At 46.7% G+C, this 25,160-nt stretch carries 22 protein-coding genes, 1 pseudogene and 1 other annotated feature; of the genes and pseudogenes, 4 read left to right on the top strand and 19 right to left on the bottom strand.

Annotation, left to right across the window (positions count from 1 at the left end; genetic code table 11):
- Nucleotides 1-367: 367 nt before the first annotated feature.
- Together PPA03S_RS00545 and PPA03S_RS00540 are read right to left on the bottom strand one after the other, a co-directional pair.
- The gene (locus PPA03S_RS00545) at nucleotides 368-1,123 is read right to left on the bottom strand and encodes an SDR family NAD(P)-dependent oxidoreductase (RefSeq protein WP_062318824.1); all 756 of its coding nucleotides are present in this window, start codon (nucleotides 1,121-1,123) and stop codon (nucleotides 368-370) included.
- A gap of 130 nt (nucleotides 1,124-1,253) precedes the next feature.
- Nucleotides 1,254-1,727: a DUF6376 family protein gene (locus PPA03S_RS00540; protein ID WP_062318823.1), complete on the bottom strand. Its 474-nt coding sequence runs from the start codon at nucleotides 1,725-1,727 to the stop codon at nucleotides 1,254-1,256.
- 144 nt (nucleotides 1,728-1,871) lie between these two features.
- Between PPA03S_RS00540 and PPA03S_RS00535 the strand changes: the two genes are divergently transcribed.
- Complete coding sequence (locus PPA03S_RS00535) at nucleotides 1,872-2,840, top strand: bile acid:sodium symporter family protein (protein ID WP_062318822.1); 969 nt, start codon at nucleotides 1,872-1,874, stop codon at nucleotides 2,838-2,840.
- A 330-nt stretch (nucleotides 2,841-3,170) separates the two neighbouring features.
- Here the strand turns inward: PPA03S_RS00535 and asd are convergent, their stop codons facing one another.
- From asd to PPA03S_RS00505, 6 genes are all read right to left on the bottom strand, one after another.
- A complete protein-coding gene (asd, locus tag PPA03S_RS00530) occupies nucleotides 3,171-4,256 on the bottom strand; it encodes an aspartate-semialdehyde dehydrogenase (RefSeq protein WP_082703945.1) in 1,086 nt (361 codons plus the stop codon).
- A gap of 117 nt (nucleotides 4,257-4,373) precedes the next feature.
- Nucleotides 4,374-4,652: a binding site (T-box leader), on the bottom strand.
- A gap of 191 nt (nucleotides 4,653-4,843) precedes the next feature.
- A complete protein-coding gene (locus PPA03S_RS00525) occupies nucleotides 4,844-5,689 on the bottom strand; it encodes a class I SAM-dependent methyltransferase (RefSeq protein WP_062318821.1) in 846 nt (281 codons plus the stop codon).
- A gap of 148 nt (nucleotides 5,690-5,837) precedes the next feature.
- On the bottom strand, nucleotides 5,838-6,710 hold the full coding sequence (galU, locus tag PPA03S_RS00520) for a UTP--glucose-1-phosphate uridylyltransferase GalU (RefSeq protein ID WP_062318820.1): 873 nt from the start codon (nucleotides 6,708-6,710) through the stop codon (nucleotides 5,838-5,840).
- Between the two features lies 1 nt (nucleotide 6,711).
- Nucleotides 6,712-7,149: a GtrA family protein gene (locus PPA03S_RS00515; RefSeq protein ID WP_062318819.1), complete on the bottom strand. Its 438-nt coding sequence runs from the start codon at nucleotides 7,147-7,149 to the stop codon at nucleotides 6,712-6,714.
- Nucleotides 7,142-8,128: a glycosyltransferase family 2 protein gene (locus PPA03S_RS00510; RefSeq protein WP_062318818.1), complete on the bottom strand. Its 987-nt coding sequence runs from the start codon at nucleotides 8,126-8,128 to the stop codon at nucleotides 7,142-7,144. Before PPA03S_RS00510 ends, PPA03S_RS00515 begins: the two co-directional genes overlap by 8 nt.
- 40 nt (nucleotides 8,129-8,168) lie before the next feature.
- Entirely contained in the window at nucleotides 8,169-10,412 is a 2,244-nt protein-coding gene (locus PPA03S_RS00505; protein WP_245683476.1) for an ArnT family glycosyltransferase, read from the bottom strand.
- 203 nt (nucleotides 10,413-10,615) lie between these two features.
- On the opposite strand from PPA03S_RS00505, the gene PPA03S_RS00500 reads away from it, so the two are divergent.
- Nucleotides 10,616-11,299, top strand: a complete 684-nt coding sequence (locus tag PPA03S_RS00500; RefSeq protein WP_062319844.1) for a response regulator transcription factor — start codon at nucleotides 10,616-10,618, stop codon at nucleotides 11,297-11,299.
- The gene (locus tag PPA03S_RS00495; protein ID WP_062318817.1) at nucleotides 11,299-12,828 is read left to right on the top strand and encodes a sensor histidine kinase; all 1,530 of its coding nucleotides are present in this window, start codon (nucleotides 11,299-11,301) and stop codon (nucleotides 12,826-12,828) included. Before PPA03S_RS00500 ends, PPA03S_RS00495 begins: the two co-directional genes overlap by 1 nt.
- 153 nt (nucleotides 12,829-12,981) lie before the next feature.
- On the opposite strand, the gene PPA03S_RS00490 is transcribed toward PPA03S_RS00495, so the two are convergent.
- The 7 genes and pseudogenes from PPA03S_RS00490 to PPA03S_RS00460 all read right to left on the bottom strand — a co-directional run bounded on the left by PPA03S_RS00490 (nucleotide 12,982) and on the right by PPA03S_RS00460 (nucleotide 18,191).
- Complete coding sequence (locus PPA03S_RS00490) at nucleotides 12,982-13,362, bottom strand: HAD-IA family hydrolase (protein ID WP_062318816.1); 381 nt, start codon at nucleotides 13,360-13,362, stop codon at nucleotides 12,982-12,984.
- Nucleotides 13,363-13,493: 131 nt separating this feature from the next.
- Entirely contained in the window at nucleotides 13,494-14,069 is a 576-nt protein-coding gene (locus PPA03S_RS00485; RefSeq protein ID WP_062318815.1) for a GNAT family N-acetyltransferase, read from the bottom strand.
- 27 nt (nucleotides 14,070-14,096) lie between these two features.
- Nucleotides 14,097-14,445 (bottom strand): annotated as a pseudogene (locus PPA03S_RS00480) (VOC family protein).
- On the bottom strand, nucleotides 14,442-15,017 hold the full coding sequence (locus PPA03S_RS00475) for a GNAT family N-acetyltransferase (protein WP_062318814.1): 576 nt from the start codon (nucleotides 15,015-15,017) through the stop codon (nucleotides 14,442-14,444). The pseudogene PPA03S_RS00480 and the gene PPA03S_RS00475 overlap by 4 nt, the downstream one beginning before the upstream one ends.
- A 185-nt stretch (nucleotides 15,018-15,202) precedes the next feature.
- Nucleotides 15,203-15,502 (bottom strand): hypothetical protein, encoded by a 300-nt coding sequence (locus PPA03S_RS00470; RefSeq protein WP_062318813.1) that lies wholly within the window; start codon nucleotides 15,500-15,502, stop codon nucleotides 15,203-15,205.
- A 98-nt stretch (nucleotides 15,503-15,600) separates the two neighbouring features.
- On the bottom strand, nucleotides 15,601-17,361 hold the full coding sequence (locus PPA03S_RS00465) for an ATP-binding cassette domain-containing protein (RefSeq protein ID WP_062318812.1): 1,761 nt from the start codon (nucleotides 17,359-17,361) through the stop codon (nucleotides 15,601-15,603).
- Nucleotides 17,352-18,191 (bottom strand): ATP-binding cassette domain-containing protein, encoded by an 840-nt coding sequence (locus PPA03S_RS00460; protein WP_167665958.1) that lies wholly within the window; start codon nucleotides 18,189-18,191, stop codon nucleotides 17,352-17,354. Before PPA03S_RS00460 ends, PPA03S_RS00465 begins: the two co-directional genes overlap by 10 nt.
- Nucleotides 18,192-18,321: 130 nt before the next feature.
- Here PPA03S_RS00460 and PPA03S_RS00455 point away from each other — a divergent pair, with 130 nt between their 5' ends.
- Entirely contained in the window at nucleotides 18,322-18,912 is a 591-nt protein-coding gene (locus PPA03S_RS00455) for a biotin transporter BioY (protein WP_062318810.1), read from the top strand.
- A 162-nt stretch (nucleotides 18,913-19,074) separates the two neighbouring features.
- On the opposite strand, the gene PPA03S_RS00450 is transcribed toward PPA03S_RS00455, so the two are convergent.
- From PPA03S_RS00450 to PPA03S_RS00435, 4 genes are all read right to left on the bottom strand, one after another.
- A complete protein-coding gene (locus PPA03S_RS00450; protein ID WP_062318809.1) occupies nucleotides 19,075-20,964 on the bottom strand; it encodes a beta-glucoside-specific PTS transporter subunit IIABC in 1,890 nt (629 codons plus the stop codon).
- Between the two features lie 214 nt (nucleotides 20,965-21,178).
- Nucleotides 21,179-22,009, bottom strand: coding sequence for a BglG family transcription antiterminator LicT (licT, locus tag PPA03S_RS00445; protein ID WP_062319842.1), 831 nt, complete (start codon nucleotides 22,007-22,009; stop codon nucleotides 21,179-21,181).
- 286 nt (nucleotides 22,010-22,295) lie between these two features.
- Entirely contained in the window at nucleotides 22,296-23,738 is a 1,443-nt protein-coding gene (locus tag PPA03S_RS00440; protein ID WP_062318808.1) for a 6-phospho-beta-glucosidase, read from the bottom strand.
- A gap of 432 nt (nucleotides 23,739-24,170) precedes the next feature.
- Nucleotides 24,171-24,998: an amidohydrolase family protein gene (locus PPA03S_RS00435; RefSeq protein ID WP_062318807.1), complete on the bottom strand. Its 828-nt coding sequence runs from the start codon at nucleotides 24,996-24,998 to the stop codon at nucleotides 24,171-24,173.
- Nucleotides 24,999-25,160 lie beyond the last annotated feature (162 nt).

The raw sequence follows: 25,160 nt of genomic DNA, 5'->3' as shown, positions 1-25,160 counted from the left end.
GTGATTAAGCATGTTTAACGTGTTGAAGACTCTTTTTGAAAATAAATGCCCGCTATGCAACGAAAAATTACAAGTTCACAGTGATGCGCTATGCGCTACAAAAACATGCTCCCAATGTCACTACAAAGAAGAGAGCTATGGCTCTCTTGGTGTGCGTATTGTCTATGACACCACAAAATGATAAAAGACGCATGCCTGCTTATTGTATCATGATCTCTGAACTACCGGGATGACTATATAGATAATTTCATAATAAATACTCTTCTTATGTAGGAGGCAAAAAAAACGGTGCAGAACGATTTATTCGTTCGCACCGTTTTTTTCTTTTATTTTTCAGAGACGGACTTGGATACCTGCAGCTCAAATCTTATTTTGTTTTGAAGCTGAGGAATCCATCATCTACCGCAACCGTCGTCCCATTCACTGCACTGGCAGCGTCACTGAACAGGAAGGTTACAACACTCGCAACTTTCTCCGGTTGGATGAGCTCTCCGCGCATATGTTGGGTAGCAAGTGCATCCTTCATTGCTTTGTCATCACCCAGAATCGGTGTCTCAATGAAGCCTGGCGCTACACCGACCACACGGATGCCATGCTCGGCAAGTTCCAAGGCGCCGGATTTGGACATCATTACGACAGCCGCCTTGGCTGCATTGTAGTTAAAACTTCCCACAGCGGCAATACTTCCATAGATCGATGCTGTATTTACGATTGTGCCTTGTACATTCAGTTCAACCATTTTCTTGGCGCCATAATACATGCCGTAATACACACTGTGCTGGTCAACATCGATTACTCTGTGATAGGATTCCGGGTCCATCTCCAGAAATGGCTTCACAAGTCCAATGCCCGCGTTGTTGAATATGCCATTCAATGTTCCATATTTCTCTACAGTCCAGTCAATCAGTGCCTTGATCTCGTCCCCTCTGGACACGTCGACTTTGTATGCTCCGGCTGTGCCACCACCTGCTTCAATCTCAGATGCAAGCTTTCTCGCACCCTCTTCGTTATAATCTGCTATGACAATCGTTGCACCCAGATCCGAAAGCTGAAGCGCTGTTTCTTTACCAATACCACTCGCTCCGCCGGTGATAATGATTACTTTTCCATTTTGTTCAGACATCACACAAGTCTCCTTTGATAAAAACATGGTGTATACACTAAAGTAATCCACTACCTAGTCTTGCTTGTGTGAAGCTAAATATTCATTCATTTGCATTTGCTCAAGAAATCAATCCAGCCTTGGCTGAGATTTAATTGGATTCGTTTCCAAGTCCGCTTAACGGATCTTTTAAGCTGTTGATATTATGGATCAGATCGGGAATCCCGGTCTTCTCCCAATTTTCCGCAGTGAAGCCCTGCTCTGCAATTGTATTTTCAAACCGATCGACCACTTCAGTTAATTGATTATTGTAACTGACCAGATTCTCATGAATGCTTTCCCCAATTGCTGGGGCTGACAGCTGAGAAAATTCGCTGGCTTCCGCCTGAATCAGATCAATTTTCTCCTGAACCTGAGTTGTTATTTCCGAGTTACTTACCGCTCCTGATGCGAGTTCTTGCAGATCTGCCCCGGCATTCGATACTTGCTCTATATATTCAGTAGCCCCGCTGACGTAATTCAAACTTTGATTCGCCTGTTCCACAACGGAACAAGCCGAGATCACAAGAATACTTGACGCAATGAGGCCTGCCATCATTAACGTTTGCTTTCTTTTCCTGATCATCAACATCATCTCCCTTTTTTCAAATCGTCGTGCTTCTTCCAGATGTATGATAACCGCTCTGACAGCTTCATTGCAAATGGGTCTGCATTCATCATTATTAACATGTATAATAAAGGAATCACACGGTAAAGGGATGTCATGAATATGCTTCAGGCCTTAAATGTACGCTTGAACCGCATCATGCCACTGATTACTCCAATCAGCATTATTATTGGCGTTCTTTGCGGGAGTCTCCTTTCTTCTTATACCTTTTTGTCACCCTGGCTGTTTGCGTTCATGACGTTTGCCGGAAGCATCAGTCTTGGGATACGAGATTTTGTGAACGTGCTGAAGAAGCCTTTTCCACTGTTTGTATGTCTGTTTATTTTACATCTGGCCATGCCATTGATTGCTATGGGAATGGGTCACCTGGTCTTTCCAACGGATGCCTACACGATAACGGGTCTTGTTCTGGCCGCCGTGATTCCAACAGGTGTGAGCAGCTTTATCTGGGTCAGCATCTACCGGGGCAATATCGCTCTGACGCTCTCGATTATTCTTATTGACACGATGCTCGCTCCTTTTGTTGTACCTGGCGTATTATCCATGCTGATCGGCACTAGCGTATCGCTGGATATAGCAGCCATGATGAGCAGTCTGTTCTGGATGATCGTTGTGCCCTCCTTGCTTGGGATGCTTTTGAATGAATGGACCAAAGGGGCCATTGTCCCGGTCTGGGGGCCAAGACTGAATCCGTTCTCCAAATTGTTCATGGCAGCAGTAGTCGCAATTAATGGCTCTGTGGTTGCTCCCTATTTGGCTGACTTTAACTGGCAGCTCGCTGGTCTGGCAGCCATCATTATTTTTCTGGCCTCATTCGGTTATGCTTTGAGTTATTTTATTGCCCGAATACTCGGCTGGAATGAAGCGGATCAGGTCGCACTTGTGTTCAACGGTGGCATGCGCAATATTAGTGCGGGAGCGGTGCTAGCGGTATCATATTTCCCTCCACCTGTTGCCGTTCCGGTTGTACTTGGCATGGTATTTCAGCAGATGTTGGCCTCGCTGGCAGGATATCTGCTTGGGCGCCGCTCGCAGAGTCTTCACAATACCGATAAGACGTCTGCGGCCTAGTACAATATAGAGCAAATGAAAAACGCCGACATTATTTATTGTCGGCGTTTTTTGTACATAAAGAACCTGCAACGAGAGACACTTATGATTAAAGTACTTCCGACAGGTCCCGGACTCGACGCAATACCAGCTGGCCTTCCATCACAATCCCCTTCCTCTTCTGGAATATTGGATTCAAGTGTTCCTGCTTCACATGGATTGACATAAAAATACCCCTCTGTTCAACAAAAATGAATTCATCTTCTTAGATGCTCATACTCTTGTCTACTAAAAGGGGTAACCTGTCAGTGATATTCTATTACTTCTATTCCTATTTCCACCGTGCCCTATTTATTTCGGCTGAATATACCCTTCAGCTTTGAGCAATTCAGCGATCAGAACAGCACCGCCTGCTGCTCCGCGCAGCGTGTTGTGGGACAGTCCTACAAACTTGTAATCATACAGAGAGTCTTCGCGCAGTCTGCCTGTTGATACGCCCATCCCGCGCTCGATGTCTCGATCCAATTTGGTTTGTGGTCTGTTTTCTTCTTCAAAATACGTAATGAACTGTTTTGGTGCACTTGGCAGTTCCAGTTCTTGCGGACGGCCTTTGAATTGCAACCAACGGTCCAGAATTTCTTCTTTCGATGGTTTTTTCTCAAAAGATACAAACACTGTCGCCAGGTGACCATCCGTTACCGGAACACGAATACATTGTGTTGTAATTAATGGTGAGGACGCTTTTACAATCTCATTATTTTGAATGCTTCCCCAGATACGCAGTGGTTCCTGTTCACTTTTCTCTTCCTCGCCACCGATGTATGGAATCACGTTATCCAGCATTTCCGGCCAGTCGGTAAAGTTTTTACCTGCTCCAGAGATCGCTTGGTATGTGGAAGCCACCACTTGAGTTGGATTGAACTCGCGCAACGCGTGGAGGGCAGGCACATAGCTCTGAATCGAGCAATTTGGTTTAACTGCGATGAATCCGGTTTTCGTTCCTAGACGTTTGCGTTGAGCTTCAATCACGTCCAGATGTCCCGGGTTAATTTCCGGAATGACCATGGGCACATCCGCTGTCCAGCGGTGAGCCGAGTTGTTGGAAACCACCGGAGTTCCCGTTTTGGCATAAGCCTCTTCGAGCGCTTGAATTTCATTCTTTTTCATATCCACAGCACAGAATATAAAATCAACCTGGCTTGCAAAAGCTTCCACTTGGGAAGCATCCTGCACCACGATGTTTTTCACTGCTTCCGGGATCGCAGCAGCGAGCTTCCATCTGCCTTTAACAGATTCTTCGTATGTTTTGCCTGCCGAGTTGGCACTTGCTGAAATTGCCGTTACTTCAAACCATGGGTGTCCATTTAGCAGATCTACAAAGCGCTGACCTACCATCCCCGTTCCTCCGACGATACCGACTTTCAATTTTGCTGACATACAATCATCATTTCCTTTCGGTGTGAGTTTTCCCTAATTAAACACTATTCAGGCATTTCCAAAGCGTGTAGCCAACATCCCGGAAAAACCAAAAAATCCCATCCCCAAGACAAAAGTCTCAGGGACGAGATTGTTACTCTCGTGGTACCACCCAGATTCACCAATATGTCGCCATATCAGCCTCTTCGAGTTCAGGATAACTGCATTCAATTATGCCGCATCCGCATATACTCTCGCTCTGTAACAGGAGCTCCTGTCACACCATCCCTCAAGCCTTAAAGTTCCGATGTGCTGCTCTGAGTCTTTATTCAATAAAAGATTCTTTACTCCTTTTCAGCTGCCGGAGCTCTCTTTGAAAGAATGATTTTTATCTACTCATCTCTTCATCGCATTTGATATTGCGACTATAATATCAAAATTACCATCATGAAGTAAACACCTTTTTTTAGAAAATGGAATTTATACGTTTTCAGCAGAGCTGAACAATTCAATTATCGCAAGAAAAACTTCAGCTAAACGCGGTCTGTCTTCTGTGAAAGTACATCGATAGACGTTTTTCTTATAAATTGCTGCAAATAGCTATTTCTCTACTGCTTTTTGGCAACAATCGCATACGTTCCCAGCGGGCTCCCAGGCCCCGCAGCATGATGTGTCCTAAGTAATTTCAGTTCGGAAAGAAGAAGTGTTTTTACTTTGTCCGGGATCGGAAGCATTTTCAGTTCCACAGGCGCTTCTGCCAGTGTCATTTCGGTTTCCCAGCGACCGTCCTGCAGTTCGGGAGAATGGATCGAAATCTCTTCCTTAATTGTCCAGCCCGCCGCAGAGACATGCTCTTGGATATCCTCCGGTGTAAAGAGCGTGCGCACATTGGAGAAGCTGTTCTCCTTGTAACATTCGACCTGGGACTGAATCAGAACGGATAACCAGTGCGAGAGCTGGGTCACATCTGTAACTCGTGCATCCCATTCGGCAAAACATAATTGATGTCCCCACGTCCTAACCTTGCTAAGAATCTGGGCGAGTTCGTCAAACGATTTCAAGTACCAGGAACAATGGGAAAGTACAATCACATCAAACTCATTTTCAGCGAATTGGACCTGATCACTTAAAATGTCGAAATTATAATCCATTCGAATTCGGTCACCCAGCGGAGATTTTCGCAGCTTGGCCGCCGCTTCACCTACGGTCAGCGGTGCACCATAATCCTCTGGTGCAATATCTACACCATGAACATACCCGTGCTCCCCCACCAGATGTGCAAGCACAGCCGTTGTATCTCCCTGACCACAACCGATTTCCAGAACGCGGCTGCCTTCCTTGATTCCCCAAAAGAGTCCCAGTTTCAACCGATGCTCGGTCTGAATGTATTGAATGGCGGCGTTATCCTCCACGTCCATATACTGAATAAGATCTCTGATGGTAGTCTCACTCATGATTCCTCACTCCTCAAAGAGCAACTTGAACTTCTTGCTCATTGTAGCGTTACAGGAACCATTGTACAATGCTGGAGTCTATGGCAGAACCATGGCACGGAGGAGCCCCATCCTACAGCAGATCTAAACCTCTGCTACATATCAATTCCTATCCCCATTGTGTTGCAAGCTGCTGAAGATATGGCGTCAGCATGGGCTGCAACTCCTTGCGCATCAATCCCATTTCCAATATCGCCTGGATATATCCGAACTGATCACCAATATCATAGCGGCGCCCCTCAAGTTCAAGGGCCAGCAGCTCTTCCACCTGGCTTACTTCTTTCAGCGCATCCGTTAGCTGATACTCTCCTCCAGCCCCTCTCTCGATTCGATCCAGAATGGGAAAGATGGAAGGTTTCAGAATATAACGTCCCATCACGGCTGTTCGGGAAGGCGCTTCTGCAATGGAGGGTTTTTCTACCAGAGTGTTGATTCGGTGAACCCGATCCTCTGCCCCCTGTGAATCGATAATTCCGTATTTACTCACGTCAGCAGCCTGCACTTGCCTTACGCCAACAATCTGGCTGCCTGTCTTTTCATATAAATGAATCATCTGTGCGAGCGCCGGGGGATCAGACACCATAATATCATCTCCAAGCAGTACGGCGAATGGATCATCCCCCACAAACTGACGTGCACATCCAATCGCATGGCCCAACCCCAGCGGTTCTTTTTGACGGATAAAATGAATACTGGCCATTTCGCTGATCGCTTGCACTTCTTCCAGTAAAGCTTGCTTGCCTTTGGCATATAGGGAATGTTCCAACTCAACCGATTTGTCAAAATGATCCTCAATCGATTTTTTATTGCGTCCGGTTACGATGATGATATTTTCAATGCCCGATTGTACCGCTTCTTCCACAATGTATTGGATGGCCGGTTTGTCTACGATCGGCAGCATTTCCTTGGGTTGTGCCTTGGTTGCAGGCAAGAATCGGGTGCCAAGTCCCGCTGCCGGAATGACTGCTTTTTTAATTCTCATTTCATGAAACACTCCTTTCGTTCGCATCAGATGAAGGGTCAGATCTTTGAACGGGATTTGTCCGGAACACCCAATACCGACTGGCGATATAGTTTATAACCATGCCCGAGAGAGTCACCAGTATTTTGCTCATGACAATGCCCCAACCTAATGTGCTATTGCAGATGTACAGAATCAGGGAGGATAACGCCAGAACCACCAGATTGGTGATTATAAAACGCATGAATTCGGTTTTCTTCCCCTGTCTTCCCGCATCCTGGAAGGTCCATCTGCCGTTCCACCAGTAACTGTTCACGACCCCACAGCTATATGAAATTAGCTGGGCAATCAGAGCAGATGTGCATGCGGCAGCAAGCAGCGTGAACACCATTGCATCCACCACCGTATTCAGGACGCCCACAATTCCGAACTTCAATATAATGGCCAACCGATTAGTCATGATGAGCAACTCTGCCCGTTAACCTTGACTGACTCGACTGACTTTCGAACTGATACACATCTCTTACGATATATAACGGACGCGCCTTCGTTTCATCATAGATCCGGCCGACATATTCCCCAAGAATGCCCAGCATAATCAGAGTGAAGCCGTTAAAAATCAGCATGATGCTGACCATCGAAGGCCATCCTTTGATCGTTGAATCTGTAAATATCGCTGAAGCGATGACACTTAACATATAGATGAAGCCGCCGATGGATAGAACACCGCCCACGTAACCTGCAAGCTTGAGCGGTTTGTGTGAGAATGATGTAATGCCGTCCAGACTCAGCTTCAACATGCGTTTCAGCGGGTATTTCGTCTCCCCTGCCAAACGTTCATCCCGTTCATATTCAATGGCCGTCTGGCGGAACCCCACCCAACTGACCAGTCCACGGACAAATCGATTCTTCTCTGGAAGACGTTTCATCTCATCACATACCTTACGATCAATTAAGCGGAAATCCCCGGTATCCACCGGAATATCCGTATCCGTCGACGCACGCAGTACGCGGTAGAACAGGCTAGCCGACCATTTCTTGAAGCGGGTCTCCCCACTTCGTCTGGTCCGACGGGCATAGACAACCTCATAGCCCTCTCTCCACTTGGCGATCATGTCCAATATCAGCTCGGGAGGGTCCTGAAGATCCGCATCAATAATGACGACTGCATCGCCAGCTGCATAATCCATCCCTGCCGTAATAGCGATCTGGTGACCGAAGTTGCGTGCAAAATCAATCAGCTTCACACTCTCGTCCCAAAGGGCGTAGTCATGGATCATCTGTGCACTTTGGTCCACGCTGCCATCGTTAACAAAGAGAAGCTCGTAACTCTCTCCCGTACTGCCCATGACTTTTTTCAGACGCCGATAGGTCTCCTCAATCACTGCTTCTTCGTTATACATCGGAATGATAATGCTGTAACGGCACTTTTGAGCCATGTTCTTTCCCTCCCTTATACCATGCATGCGATAACGCTTATCATTTCACTTCATATAAAGTGGTTTGACCACCGAAACCGGAACCGCTATCCGTACCTGTCTTCCACTCTGACGTTGGAATTTCGGTACCATGCTCCTTGATCCAGTCGCCGATATCCGAACTGCCGCCTCGACCGCCCCTGCCACCTACCATGAAGTATTTCACTTGTCCACTCTTCACGAGTTGTTCCAGTTTTTCTGTGGTATACACCGGATCTGAGCCCGAGAACCCGCCAAGCGTAATAACTGCTTCATTCTCATCGATGATATATGGAGCTGCCTGGTTATAGTCCGTCGTTGCGAAGAGATAAGTTTCACCCGTGTTATGCTCTCTCAGATACTTCAGTGTTGTGGTGTCCACTTCTTCGTTGCGGTTTCCCGCTCCACCTCGACCACCTGTCGTCGGCATGCCTCTTTCGCCATTCATGTTTCCGCCTGAATCCGGAGGTGTCCCCATGCCGATATTGTTCGAATCAGCTTCATCGGACGATGGGAAAGCCTGATCGGTGTCGGTGTCATTTGATGCATTCGGCTGAGCCATACCCATACCGCCACCATTGCCATCACCTTGTCTCTCTCCCATAGCCATGCCCATTCCACCGAACATTCCATTGGAACCTGTAGGTCCAGCCGCCGGAATCATGCTGTTGCCTCCATACGTGATAGGTGTGAATGCCCAATAGGTCGGACCGATCAACATGACCATGAAGCCTGCGATAATTAAACCCTGTTTCCATGGGTGTGCACGATTAAGCATCACAATCAGGATCACCGTGATCAGAATGCCCGCAATTAATTCACCTATGGACCAACCCGCCCCTATAGTTTCGTTATACACCTGCATGATGTACCAGCCGAAGAAGGCCGTAAGCAGCACGGATAACGGAAGCAGCCAGGATTGCCAGCCATTGCGTTCACGATACGCCGTCCACATGGCTGCAAATCCTGCTCCGGTTAATGCTGCTACCGGAGGTGCGAGCATGATCAGATAATATTGATGGAAGAAGCCTGCCACACTAAAGAAAGCAGCTACCGGAAGCAGCCAGGCCAGCCAAAACAAAGCTTCCTTATGCTTATCGGTTATATTTCTCCGTCTTAACCCTGCAAACATCGCGATGCAGCCAAGCAATACAATCGGCAAAAGCCAACTGGCCTGACCGGAAAGTTCAGTCTGAAATAACCGCAGAGGACCTTTTTCCCCGGTACCAAACATGCCGCCCATGCCTCCACCACCGCCTCCGAAATTCCTTCCATTCGGCATCTCGCCACCGTTAGGCATCTGACCGCCCGGGAAAGTCATTCCGTTCATGCCACCCATTCCACCACTTCCCGATGCATTGCCTGTTGGATTCGAGCCGTTGCCCGACTGATCGGATGCTGATGTCTGGGAAGTAGCGTTGCCACGGGCCTTGCCATCATCAGAGACGTTTGGCATGCCAGCATTCGCTGATCTGTTCTGTTGCCCTGTGAGACGGGATAAGCCGTTATATCCAAAAGCCAGCTCCAGCACCGAATTGGTTTCACTGCTGCCGATATAAGGCCGCTCATCTATCGGTATAGAATCCACAGTGACTGCCCAGGATAAGGAAACGACGGCCAGCACCGCCGTACTTCCGATCAGCAGGATGATTTTTCTTCTCCACTTTGCGTTGAATGCCAGCAGATAGAACAAGTAGAACGCCGGAAGAATCATGTAGGCTTGCAGCATTTTCATATTAAAAGCAAGTCCAATGAGAGCAAAGGCAACCAGGATTCGCCACGTACTGCCTTGTTTGCTTCCCTTGAACAAAAACCATGAACCAAGCAGCAGCGTGAACACCAGCATGCTGTCAATATTGTTGGTACGGCTGACCGCTGCCACAACGGGAACAGTCGCCATCGCAAGTGCCGAAATTCGCGCTGCGGCAAGACCATATGTAGGCTTGACCATGAAATAGATCAGCAGCACCGAACCGATCCCCGCTAACGCTTGCGGTAAAATAACACTCCATCCATGTAATCCAAAAACATAAGCAAAAGCAGTTTGGATCCAGAAAACAACCGGTGGTTTGTCTACGGTTACCGAACCCGCCGAGTCGAGCGATGCATAGAAAAAGTTATGGAAATTTCTCAGCATGCTCCCAACGGCGGTCGTGTAATAGGAATTGGCATATTGATCGTTCCAGATGCCATATCCATTCAGAAATGCCGCCAGTAAAACAATCGGCAGAAGGACCAGATCCATCCTTCGTTTGGCGTTATTCAATCTCAATCACTCCTTCAAGTTCTTCATGTCTACTATTGTGACAGGCCAAAGTAAAACTGGGATGAGTGCCCGCTGAATGTTGCCTGAGGATACCGTGCAAACTTTTCAGCTAAATTTCAGTTTGGCAAGCGATAATACAGCATATAGACCTCTAGTATTGAGGGTATGTAATCGATGGATTCAACGGGGAGGAACGCATGCTTATGAAGCTGAGTACTGGTATTAAAATACTTTTGGCAGATGATGAACCACATATTTTGCAATTTCTGGAGCTGGGACTGAGCAATGAAGGCTTTGATGTGCGTACGGCCCCGGATGGAGCCGCTGCGCTTGAATTGGCACTCGACTTCCGTCCGCATATGGCCATTCTGGATGTCATGATGCCCGAGATGGATGGGTTTGAGGTCGTTGAACGGCTGCGCAAGAGCGGTACTCAGGTCGGGGTGATCATGCTGACAGCCAAAGATGAAGTTGAGAATCGGGTAAAAGGCCTATGGCTTGGTGCTGACGATTATATGATTAAACCCTTTGCTTTTGACGAGTTACTTGCACGGATTCAGGCAAGGCTGCGTAATCAGTTTCCTTTATTAATAGGCGCAGTAACTCATGGTCCATTCCGAATTGATGATCAACGCAAAGAGATTACCTATCATGATCAGATTTTGGAGTTATCTCCAACCGAATACGAACTATTAAAATTCATCGTACTTAATCATGGCATTGTCCTGAGTAAAGCGACCATTCTGAACCGCGTGTGGGGATACGATTTTGGTGGAGAAGAAAATATCGTGGAGGTGTACGTCCGCTCCTTGCGTGACAAACTGGGGGATAAAGAGCATAAACTCATTCGTACACTTCGAGGTGTCGGATACAGGGTGGATCTCTGATGGTCTCTTTATTTAAGAAAGATAAACATCTTTGGACATGGTTGCATCGATGGATCTCACCACGGTCGCTACGCTCTCAATTACTCGCGCGATCCCTGTTCATTCTGGCTGCTCTGCTCTTGTTAATAGGTATCCTTCAATTCTGGATCATGGAGAGCTTTCTGTATCGCAACCAGGCAAAAACCATGGAAGAGCAGCTGATGTCCATGCCCCCTGTGTGGCTTGGACCGTCCTCGCGTAGTGGAGGTGCGACCAATAATCCTTTTGGTGGGCAATCTGGATCGGATTCAAGAGGACCAGGCAATCGTTTCTTGTACATTCCTGACCGTTCACTGGCCTTATTTGATAATAAAAGTGGCTACGAGGATATCTTTGGGGAAGACGGTCTGACCGCTCCTCGCTTGACATCAGCTGAATATCAGAACATTACGGATCAGATTAACGATAAACAACATGTTCCGTACCGGATTGAAACGGATAGCCGAGGCAATGAGCAGCTCATCGTCTTCTCCTCGCCTGGACCACGTAATCGCGGCTTACCCATGGTGCAGATGGGGACCGCTACGAAACCGCTAAAAGATGTAATTGTGAAACAGCTCCTGATCTTCTTGATGTTATCCTTGTTGGCCATGGTAGCCGGACTCGTTCTATACACCAAGGCACTTCGCCGGACGTTGATTCCCCTGTCCAGTATGGTAGATAGGGTGCAACAGATCGATGCCGGCAGTTTGGCTGAACGCCTTCCTGCTATCCAGGGACAACAGGAAGTAGATCAACTGGCGCTTTCATTTAACGGCATGCTAGAGCGGCTGGAAGACTCGTTTGAAGCAGAGCGGGAGTCGAAAGAGCAGATGCAGCGTTTTCTGTCTGATGCTTCGCATGAACTTCGCACCCCTCTTACCTCCATTCACGGATTCATTGAGGTGCTTAAGCGGGGCGCAGCTACCAACAGCGAGCAATTATACAGCGCCTTGAACAGCATGTATGGTGAATCTATACGGATTAACAAACTTGTAGAGGATCTGCTGATGCTGACCAAGCTGGACCAGGCGCCTCAGCAAGAGCAGGAGGTCATCCAAGTCGACAGTCTGCTGCTCGAAATGCAGCCGCAGTTGGTCATGATGGCTCAGACAAGACAAGTTCATCTCGACCTGACCGCTGAAGTCTATGTAATGGCTGATGCGCACAAATTGAAACAGGTTGTACTTAATCTGTTCCACAATGCTGTACAGCACACCGATTCAGACCGGGGAACCGTCAGCATTACGTTATATGCCGTTCAGCATCAAGTCGAGTTAACGGTAAAAGATAACGGCTCCGGGATTGAACCCGAACACCTGCCTCATATCTTTGAACGCTTCTACCGCACAAGCTCTTCCCGTTCAAGAAAACAAGGGGGCGCGGGTCTTGGACTTGCCATCACCCGTTCGATTGTAGAATCGTATGGCGGGAAAATTACAGTGCGTAGCCAACTAGGTGCAGGAACGGAATTTACGATTGTAATGCCATTGATAAAGAATGAAGCCTAGGCTGAACGAGGCTTGCAAGACGCCGCATTTTCATTATTTAATTGCCGCTCTTATCGCATGCTAAATAACCCTCTCATCTCTGCGGAGAAATGAGAGGGCTGTTTGTTTAGAATCGAATTGACTTATTTGTACGTAGTGCATCTGTATCGGGAGTTATCGTTGATCTGCGAGCCATCCGTCAATTTCAGCAGTCCATTGATGCTGTTCATCTGCAAGTAAAGTTTCCCATCCCAGCTCAGCAGCAGGCTTCAAGTTTTTAGCCTGATCATCCACATATATAATAGGTACATCCCTGTGTAGATGAGATTGCACAAGTTCATATATCTCTATATTTGGCTTGCAATATCCGACCTGATTGGAAATCGTTATGCTCTTGCAATACGGCTGGATCAACGGCAAAATAGGTTGAATCCATTCATGACAATGATTACTCAAGAGATGAAGTTCTGCCTGCTCGCTCCATCGTTCAAGACAATGCATGGCAGGTAGCAACTCTGTTGTTTGTTCAAGCAATTCATAAAGGCGTACCTGCATACCTAGCAAGCTCCTGCCAGAATGAAGAGGAAAGATTGGTGATCAGAACACCCGCCAGATCTAAAATAAGCTGCGGTTTGGAATCCATGGGACCACTCCTGTACAGTCATCTTGAGCTAATTACAGTAGGGTTATCGTTGGTGTTTCAACAGTTGATAATAGTTGTACGGTTCATTCTCGATTTCGATTAAACTCAGCCATTCAAAATTGCATTTCTGTATTACCTTATTCGATGCCTGATTCGTTAATAAAGCGATGGCATTCAATACGTCAACGTTTGTATTTTCAAATAAATACTGTGTTATTCCTTGAACTGCCTGCGTTGTATAGCCGCGGTTGCGGAAGTGTTTCGAAATGCCGTACATAACCTCCCGATTGGGCGCTGGAAGTTCGTCCTTGATCCCCGAGCAGCACCAGCCTATAAACTCATCATTTTCTTTGAGCACGATAGCCAAACGTAAACAGAGGTCCCCAATGTCTCCTCCCGCAAAAACAGCCTGCTTAAAATTCTGATTCTCAGGGATTTCGTATTGAGTAAGCCAAAGTGCCCTCTCTTCAACCGTAGCATTCCATCCCGGCAAAAATTCGTAAATCTCGGGTTGCCAGGTGATTTCCTGCAAATTCTCCAAATCCTCGGGTCGATACTCGCGCAAATAAATATCTTTACAATCAATGATTAATTCATTGCTTTGTATAATTTGTTTCATATATGCCTCCTAGACTAACTTCCCCAACTAACATTGGCATACCATCAACCAATTCCCGTCCGGGTCCTGAAAATTAAACCAGTGTTCATGTTCGATGGCTGTTCTTATATTCACATTTTTGGAGAGCATAAACGCATAGGCTTCCTCAATGTTGTGCGTATCAATGAAATGCCGGGGTTTTAAATGTGTGCTCCTCGGAGTAAATTTTGCTGTCCAGCACAATACGTGTGCCACTCATCGGAATAATATACAGATGTCAAAATAAAATTTCCCCATCGGCAGGCAATCCCAATATATCGCAATACCACTCACGTGCCTTCTCAATATCACGAACAGGAATAAACACCGTACCGATCTGATTTAGAAAGGGATTCATGCCAGTCCCTCCTTATCAATAAACTCGTCTTTGGTTAATCCGAACAGGATCATATCCCGGTATTTTCCATCGGTATAAATCACCTGACGACGCACGCCCTCCTGCACACAGCCAAGCTTTCTCATCATGGCTGCGGAAGGTTCATTACCTTCAAGAACAGAATCATTGAATTTATGAAGCCGGCGCTCGAAAAAGGCATATTTCAGTAAGATTCGTATGGCTCTCGTCCCATATCCTTTTCCGCGATGATCCCTGTCAATTTGAATTCCAATGCTAAAGGTACCATTCCGCTCATCGATACTGTTCAGGTTCACGCCCCCAATATTCTCACCATCCATGTTTTCAATCGTGAACATAATTCGTCCTCTTTCTAGAGAGAAATCGGAGAAGGCTTCCGTAAATTTCTTCGCCTCCGCATTCGTAGGTGGCAGCTCTACTGCACATTCCAGTAAACGACGAGCGGGTGTATCAAACCGGTTATAATAATGATCCTCCCAATCTTCCTCACGCAAAGCACGCAATCTGACCTGATCATCCTGCCAAAAATAATCGCTATAGTTAATCTCTCTCATTTGGATATCCCCCCGTTTGGCAATGACTTGCTTTTCATTTTAATATGAGCTACGCCTATGATAACCCATATTGTGGAATTTGAGGAGATTTGTTTTCCTAAACGAAACAACTACAAATAGCCCCCGGACAGGAAAATCTGCCGGAGGCTATTATCTATTTTATATAATACGCCAGTGCCATTGTACTATTCTTCTTCCGGGTATTGTGGTTTGGTTACATTATCGGGGACCGTTTCATCAAAGACGTCCTGACCGGGATAATCCCGAACTTCCCCTTCGTGCAGTTCATGATTTTCATAATCGAAACGGTGTGCAGTCCTTTGATCCACCCGCCAAGGCGAGCTTTTGCCAAGAGATTCAGACATTAGAGATGAGCCGTAAGGACCTTCAGGGAATTCTTCGAATGTGATATCATTTCGCTGCGACTCCACAGTGGACACATCGGTATATTCTCGTCTTTCTTCTTGCAGAAATTTATCCTTCATCGTTCGTCCCTCCATATCTGCTTCGTAATGATCAAAGCAAGTTTATTTTGAACGGAAATGAAAGGATTTATGCATGAACAATGGCAAACACTGCGTTTTTAGTCTCTGATCCAGATATAAAATACAAAAACAATAAGTCCAATCATGCAAATCCCTGTATCTCGTTTGGACCATAACAATAAGGATGAGCGCGCTCCAAGCAGGGAGTTCTCTCTGACTTTCCGCATTTCCATTGCAATCGTCATATCTTCTGCACGCTGAAACAGCGCCATGAGCAGGGGAATAACCATCGGACCCAGATCACGCACACGCACCGTATTCGGTCGTAACGCAGCTTTGCCGCGTGCCCGGACAATCAGCGAGAATCGCTGCCATTCACTCCAGATCATCGGGATAAAACGGAAGATTAACGACACGGCAAGTGCAAATGAAGAGACGGGCAGCTTTATTTTTTGTCCGACGCCGAGCACCCAATTCAGTCCCGCCACCATGCGCCCATAAGGCGTGGTCAGTGAGAACCAAAGACTTGCCAACGTGACAATAAACAAACGATATACATTCAGTAACGTCGCCTCGGCCTGATGCAGGGAAAATCCGAACTGTAGACCGCCCCCTTCTGTTGAAAGAGTCGTCCCCGACAGCGCGGTTGATATGAGAAAGAACAGTACAAGCGGCTTCATTAATTTCAAGCATCCCATCAGAGCCTGACGTGGCAGTACAACGAGCGCCAAGATAACTGGCACCAACGTAAGAGATAGGCCTAACCAGTGGTGTTGAAGCATCGTAGCGGTCACAAGTAAAATGTATAAAATCCATTTCAGCCGCGGGTCCATAGCGCCATACAAGCCCTTTGGTTTACCTGCTTCTTTATGAGTGTTGTATATGGATGTGTGTTCCTGCTTGTCGGTTACGACTGGAGAGCTTGGACGTGAAATGGAACGCTTCATTCCCTCTCTGGATTTATCCTCTGTTGCGACCCCATCCGGCTTCTGCGCTAACGACTCATGGACGGACTGAACAATGCTTTCAGCCATTTCCTCCGGGGTCAACGCAGTAAAAGGCAAATGAATGCCTCCTGCCGCAAATTGTTGTGCCAGTTGCATAGAGGGTGGCAGTCCTATACCTGCTGACTCCAGCAAATCAGGCCTTGTATGAAGTTCCCTTGGTGTGAGATCAGCAACCAGACGTCCCTCCTGCAGCAGCAGAACCCGATCTGCATGCGGTAAAAATGTGTCCAGGTCGTGTGTAGCCACAATGGCTCCCTCACCCGCATTTCGATGCTGATTCAATGCTTCCAGCAGCATGACAACACGTTGTGCTTCCAATCCGGCGCTAGGTTCATCGAGCAAGAGCCATGAAGGCTGCGGAGCAGTTCCGAGGGCAAGCCCCAGTCTTCTTCGCTCTCCTCCACTTAGTGCAAAGGGAGATCTGTCCGAATGGAATCGTTCCTGCACTCCATGACCCGCTGCGGAGTCCCAGCGCTCAAGCGCCTCGGAAATCCGCTTATTCTTTTGTTCATCCGGTAGTCGATATGGACGCAGGGAATACGTAAATTCACGCCCAATGGTTCGGGCGAACAGCTGCTGCTCCGGGAATTGAAAGACCAACCCCATTTGCAGCAGAATGGACTGCGGCACTTTCCCATTTTGCCAGAAAGGCTCTCCGTCCAGCTTGAGGATGCCCGTATCTGGAGGTTTCAGGCCAGCGATCGTTTGCAGCAGTGTGGTTTTGCCTGATCCTGTGCAGCCCAGTAATAAAGTGATTTCTCCACGGTTCAGTTGGACATTTACATCTTGAAGCAGCGCTCTTTTGTCAGGTTCAGATGAAGTTATGCTGATATGTTCTAATTCTATTGCCAACGGGCTGCCTCCTTAACCAACTGCTCTGGTCGCAGAGGTTTCGCATCATGAAGCAGACCTTTCCGTTTCAGGAGTAGAGCCGTCTGCACTGTAAAAGGTGGAGCAAGCCCCAGCTCTTCGCAGGGCGATCGTTGTTGTTCGTCTCTTCTAATGTTAGCAGCATCCTCTTCCTTCTCCATTCCATAAAAGAAAGCCACAGGCACTCCGTCGTACACACAACGTCCCTGTTCCATGGCAATAATTCGATCACATCGCGTCGTTTCCTCCAAATGATGCGTAATCCAGATTACCGCCGTCCCTTGCTGGACAATGGTTTGAACCACAGCTTCAATCCGATCCCTGGCTCCCGGGTCAAGCATTGCCGTAGGCTCGTCCAGAATAAGCAGGTCGGGTTGGGCTGCCAGCGCTACTGCAATATTAAGCAACTGCTTTTGTCCTCCTGACAACTGAGATATTGCTGTCTCTGGTGGGAGTTCAAGTCCTACCGTATGTAATGCGTGCTCTCTCCGACGTAACTGCTCATCCGAAGATTCCAGCAACGAAGATAAGGCGAAATGAAACTCCTCTTCAATGGTATCTCCGAGTACTTGTGCATCGGGCTGCTGGAGAACTCCACGAACAACCAGTTCCGATGGAGCTTTTCTTTCTCCGCCCGATAGCGGAGTGAATCCAATCAGTAACCCGGCCAGCGTACTTTTACCGCTACCATTGGCTCCCACAATACTGATCCATTCTCCTGGGGCTATTACTAGCGAAACCCCATCCACTGCCTTTCGAACACGTCCTGATTCGGACGCATAATGAACACGGACATTTTCTAGTTTAATCAAAGGTATCACGTCTTGCATCGCAAATTGGTCCTTTCCCTTTTGAATCTTTTGTGGTACGATCCAAATCGTCAACCACAATTATTTATTTGGTTAACAATAAGATTACCAAAATCGAAAGGAATGTTCAAACATGAAATTATCTTTGCGAGGTATTGTATTTAGCGCACTCATGGCAGCCATACTAGTTCTTTTTGGATACATAAGTATTCCCATTGGTTTCTCACCCGTGCCGATTACACTGCAAACTCTTGCGGTCATGCTGGCTGGAGGGCTGCTCGGCCCATTATATGGCTTTCTAAGTATCGCTCTGGTCGTCATCCTGACTGCACTGGGCTTCCCGCTCCTGCATGGCGCAGGTGGACTCGCCGTACTTCTTGGACCAACCGGAGGATATGTCATGATGTGGCCCTTCTCCGCCTTGCTCATTGGATTATTGCTCTCTAGAATCAAATTGAACGGATTTGTAGGTTATTTCCTTGCCTTTATCGTATTTGAGCTGTTTGGCTCATTACTGATCTATGTTTCGGGCGTACCCTGGCTGGCGTATGCTTACAAAATGTCGTTACCGGAAGCCATGATTCAAGGATTCTATCCTTACATCATCGGTGATCTGATCAAAGCTTTGTTCGCTGCGATCATCATCGCACCTGTACGCATGGTCTTCCCACCACAACGACTGACAGGTAACATGAACTCAACGGTTGTGCGAGCCGATTCCTGATCAGCACTTGCATAAAATTAAAGTTATCCTGAACGAAATGCAACCCAAATCAGCAATGGATACCGAAAAAAAGCCGCGTCCGCGTAAACAGAATATCATTCTGTTTCACGCAGGACACGGCTTCTGTATATAGAAATGCTCAAAGCATACTCCTGCAAATCTCTACTCTTGTTCCTGACCCTTCCCACCATACAAGGTTAGCAGTGGTTCTTGAACTCGCACTTGGCCCGTAATCAAAGGAACCACTTCCTCGTAGTTCGCAGAATTCGTTACAATGATCGGGGTTACCGTATGATAACCTGCGGCCTTGATCTCAGCGATATCGAATTCCAGCAGCAAATCTCCCGCTTTAACCCGATCACCTTCCTGAATGTGTGACGTAAAGTGCTGACCGTCTAGCTTGACGGTATCTACACCGACATGGACCAAAATCTCCGCACCTGTATCCGATACAACAGCCAGGGCATGTTTCTTTTTGAAGGCCACGGTAATGGTACCGTCAAAAGGAGCAACGACTCGGCCAACTGCCGGCTCAATCGCAATGCCTTTGCCCATCGCGCCGGATGAAAATGCCGGATCAGGAACATCACTCAGATCCACAATGGTTCCCTCGATAGGGCTAAGTACTTCTTGATCCGATGAAGCCGCTGCTCTTGCGGATGCCTTGGCGGATTCCGTGCTTTTTTCTTTTTCCTCTTCTTCAACCGGATCTTTGAAGCCCATAATGTAAGTCAATGCAGCCGCAACCACAAAGGATACGCAGATCCCAAGGATCAGTCCTGGGAAGCCCTCTCCGCCCGGTCCATAGAAGATTGGCAAAGTCAGCAGTCCAGGTGCGCCCGAAGCAAATGCTTGAGTACCTGCCTGGCCAATAATAGCCCCACCAACGGCACCCCCGATTACTCCTGCGATGAATGGACGTTTGAGTGGCAGAGTAACACCATAGATAGCAGGCTCGGTAATCCCGAACAAAGCTGTCAGTGTCGATGAACCTGCGAGGGTCTTCAGCTTTTTATTTTTGGTTTTCAGCATCACTCCGAATGCAGCTCCCGTTTGTGCAAAGATGGAAGCCGTTGCAGCCGGTTTGACACCATCACGTCCGTATACAGCAACGTTATTGATAAATACAGGAATGAGACCCCAGTGTATTCCGAAAATAACGAGCAGCTGCCAGCTTGCACCCATCACGGCTCCAGCCAACAGTGGACTAAATCCGAAGGCAGCCACGAGACCTGATGCTATGGCATTACCTACGTATACGCCGAATGGACCGAATACAAGCAAAGTAAGAGGTACCATAATGACAAGCAAAAATAATGGAGTGACAAAATTTTTCACACTTTCGTGAAGAACCTTATTGAAGAATTTCTCCAATTTGCTCATGACGATCACTGCCAGAATAATAGGGATAACGGTAGATGAATAATTCATCAAAATCACCGGGATACCGAAAAAATCGGTTGGCGTTCCCTCCGCCTTTAGCGTAACGATGGATGGATAGATTAATGCACCGGCAATCGTCATTGCCACAAACATATTACCCTTGAATTTGCGAGCGGTTGTGACCGCTAACAGCAAAGGCAGGAAATAAAACAGACTGTCTGCTGCTGCAAATAAGATCTTATATGTGGTTTCCGTCGTTTCGAGCCAGCCGACATTGCTTGCAATGAGCAGCAAACCTTTCAGGATACCGGCTCCAGCCATAACCCCTAAGAGCGGTGCAAAAATACTGGATATTACGTCGATTATACCGCCAATGCCTTTCGCAGATTTACTTGGCTTTTCCTTTTCAGAAGAATCATCCAAAATGTTGCTGATCTGACCAATGGCACTGTAAACTTCAGGCACCTTATTGCCAACGACTACCTGAAACTGTCCCCCATTTTCCTTAACTGCGATAATTCCTTCTGTCTTTTCCAGCTTGGCTTTGTCTGCCTTGGCATCATCCTTTAATACAAAACGCAAACGTGTTGCGCAATGGACCAGTGATACCACATTCTTTTCGCCGCCGACCAGCTCGACGATCTCTTTTGCGAGTTTTTCCTGACTCATGATGTGCACCCCCATATTTACTAAAACAGGCATCTTACCGATTTTTTTGCACGCAAAAAACCTAAGCCTTGAGTAAAGATTGGACACTTCGGTCCTTCCTTCTCATGACTTAGGTTTTGCCTGCCTAACCAGTAACAATCCCAGTTAAATCGTATTCAATTCCTGTTAATCTCATATTATAATAATTTAACCAAATATGTCAACAATTTAATTGCTATCTATTAACGACTCGTTCAATGTGGACGGTCAGATACAATTTTTCTTCATTGGTAAGCTGATGGTTATATTCCTTGTTGACGAACATTTCAATTTTTTCCGTACATGCCGCTGCTTCCGGGTGCTTCTCTTTGATCATGTCATAAAAGTGATCATAGTTATTGTCATAATGGGTCCCGCTTAATACCCTTTGGGAGAAGAATTTCAGATGCGTAATGAAGCGAAAATAGCTGAGAGACTCTTCATCGAATTCCATTTTGAAGTGATATTTCGCTATATTAATAATCTGCTGAATAAACTTCGTGATGTTCATCGTTGTAATGACTTCTTCATTCATCTCCGCATTGACAATATGCAGGGCAATATATGCTGCTTCATCCGGTGGAAGCTCGATGTCCAACCTGGACTTGATCTGCTCCAGCGTTTTCAGGCCTAGTCCGAACTCAGCTTTGTACAGCTGTTTGATTTCCCACATCAGTGCATTCTTGATTTCAACCCCTTCGCGATATCGTTCAATCGCAAAGTTAATATGATCTGTTAGGGAAACGTAAATATTTTCATTCAGGTTACGGCCCAGATTCTCTCTGGCGTAGGTAATAATCTCTTCCACAATTTCGATTAGTTCGATCGGCACTTCGCGCAGCAGCATTTTGAAATTGTCGGATGTCTGCTTGTTTTTAAGCGCAAATACTTTCTGGATGCGGGTCTCGTCTACTTTATCCCCCGGCTTTTTCTTAAAGGCAATCCCACGCCCCATCACCACAAGCTCTGCTCCATCCGCCTGATAGATGCTAATGACGTTATTGTTGATAACCTTTGCTATTTTCACTTCAATCCCCCCGTCACGATCCACTCTCTTGGCAGTCATATATCGCCTTGTGGGCATACAAAAAAAACCTGAAGCAACACAAAATAAACAAGACATCTACGTCTGTTTTTTTGGTGCTTAGGTTTTGCCTACTTCAAGTAGTAACAATCCCAAAACGATATAATTGCGTCAAGTATAGCGTGAAGCGACTTATATGTCAACGCTTTCAGTGTAAGGACGATCGGAAGTTCCATGAAGATTGGTCCTTCCGATCATATGAGGGAAAACTCTCTCGTTAATGCCTGGCTTATGCTTCACCTAAATTGACGCCATCCGATTCGATCACATTTTTATACCAGTGGAAACTCTTTTTCTTGATCCGCTTCAGGTCACCCTTACCTTCATTGTCACGGTCCACGTAGATATACCCATAACGTTTTCTCATCTCACCCGAAGAAGCGCTGACAATATCGATTGGTCCCCAGCTTGTATAACCGATAATGTCTACACCGTCCTGCAGAGCTTCGCCCATCTCGGCAACGTGACGTTTCAAATAATCGATTCGATAATCATCGTTAACTTCGCCCTCAGATGTAACTTCATCATGGGCTCCAAATCCGTTCTCTACCACAAACAGCGGTTTTTGATATCGGTCATGTAATTGATTGGCTGTAATACGCATGCCTTTGGGGTCAATGGTCCATCCCCACTCCGATTTTGCCAAATATGGATTGGCTACTGAACCAAACACATTGCCACTCGTCATGTTTTTAACCACTTCAGGATCGGTGGACGTTGTACGACTGGAGTAATAACTAAATCCGATATAATCAACGGTATGGTTTTTCAGAATTTCCGCATCGCCTGGCTGCATGGCAATGTTCAGTCCATGATCCTTGAAGAAACGTTTGGCATAGCCCGGGTACTCTCCACGTGACTGAACATCAATGAAGAAATAGGACTCCCTATCTTTCTCCATGCCCTGGAACACATCCTCCGGATTACATGTGTACGGGTAGAAGCTGCCTGCCGCGAGCATACAGCCGATCATTGCCCCTGGAATCATCTCATGACAGGCTTTAACGGCCAGAGCACTTGCCACCAATTGATGGTGTGCCGCCTGATACTGAATCTCCTTCACGTTTTCACCATCTTTGAAGACCAGACCCGCGCCCAAGAATGGCAGATGCAGCAGCATGTTAATCTCGTTGAACGTCATCCAATATTTAACCTTGTCCTTATAACGGCCGAATACGGTCTTCGCGTAAGTTTCAAACAGAGTCACCAATTCACGGCTTCTCCAGCTGCCATATTTCTCGATCAGATGGACCGGTACATCAAAATGAGCGAGCGTAACCACAGGTTCAATGCCATGTTTCAGCATTTCATCGAATAATCGATCATAAAACTGCAATCCTGCTTCATTCGGCTGTGCCTCTTCTCCGGTTGGAAAAATCCGCGCCCATGCAATCGACACACGCAGCGCTTTGAATCCCATCTCGGCAAACAGAGCGATATCCTCGGGGTAACGATGGTAAAAATCAATCGCTTCATGTGAAGGATAGAACTCGTGTTCCAGCGGGGTCAATGCAGGAACATTGCCCTTCATAATGCTTCTTCGTTTCTCTCCTGTTGGCAGCAGATCAACAATGCTCAGTCCTTTACCATCTTTCAGATAAGCGCCCTCCGCCTGATTGGCAGCAATGGCTCCACCCCACAAAAAGTTTTTGGGAAACTTAAAATTAGTCATCCGTATTCTCCTTCCAGATATGTAATTCTGTTATCCGCTCAAATCGCAAGAAACATTAAAAAGACAAAAATATTTATGTTGAACTACACATTTACACATAAACGGAGAGGACAGAAAAAATCTGGAGAAGCAACGCGTTCGCCTTTATCCCCGGATTTTCCCTTTGAAAGAGAGAATCAAAAAATCTGGGGATAACAGCGATCGGAAGATTGTTCTGTCCGCGCAGTGGTCCAGTGTAAAATCGTTCGTTCAACTTAAATACAAAAAACCCGAACCAGCCTGGATACACCTCGCGGTGTAAACAAGCCAGCTCAGGTTATGCCCTTATCGGTAACATTCCCAGATCACAATTATGCGGATTGGATAAAACTTTAGCAAGGAATAGGGAAACTGTCAACATCATGAAATCTATAGCAGCTGCCTAATGCAATGCTATACCTGGTAGAAGGCAGCGCAGGTTCCCCCGAAAATCATTTGCTGCTCCGCCTCCGAGAAGGATTTCATATGTTTCGTTATGATCTCAAGTGTTTGAGCGTATGTACCAGCGACCGTGCAAACAGGCCAATCAGAACCAAACATGACCCGATCTGGACCAAAGGCTTCTAGCGCAGTATCGAGATAGGGAGTAAAGTCCTCCTGTTTCCAATTCTCCCAATCCGCTTCAGTGATCATGCCTGACCATTTGCAATACACATTCGGTTGTTCCGACAAAGCATATATCGCTTCCTTCCAAGGTGAAACCTTGCTCGCCTTAATATCAGGTTTCCCCAGGTGATCAAGTACAAAGCGCTGTTCAGGGAACTTCTTAACCAGTTCTATAGCATGGGGCAGTTGCTCCTTGGACACCAGCAGATCATAAGCCAGGTTATACTGCTGCAGCAATGCAATTCCTCGCTGAAAATCGTCTCGCAATACAAACTTCTCATCCGGTTCATCCTGTACCACATGACGTACACCCTTCAACCAGGGGCTTGAGGCATATTTCTCAAGTTGGTGTGAAACATCTGCAGAACACAGATCCACCCAACCCACAACGCCCTTGATGAACTCATGTTGTTCTGCCAAGTGAAGAAGCCATTCGGTTTCCTCAACCGTTTGTCTCGCCTGGACAGCCATACAACCTGATACGCCTGAATTCGTTAGCAGAGGTTCGAGATCTTCCGGAAGAAACGATCTTCGAATGACGTTCATAGGTTCCCCGATCCATCCATATTCATGAACATTATAATTCCAGAAATGTTGATGTGCATCCAGCTTCATTACCTGATCCCCTCCTGTAGTTATTTGCATTAGACCATGAGCTAAATGTAACGCTATTCTTATAAAAATAAAATAAAAAAATCCGTTAAACACTAATTTTTACATGAATTTTATTCCAATTATGAGGGTGTTTCCTGCTCGTTAATTATGATATATTTACAA

Origin of the sequence: Paenibacillus pabuli NBRC 13638 (genome assembly GCF_001514495.1) — a bacterium.
Taxonomy (GTDB): Bacteria; Bacillota; Bacilli; order Paenibacillales; family Paenibacillaceae; genus Paenibacillus; species Paenibacillus pabuli.
This window is presented reverse-complemented; position numbering and strand designations above follow the sequence as displayed.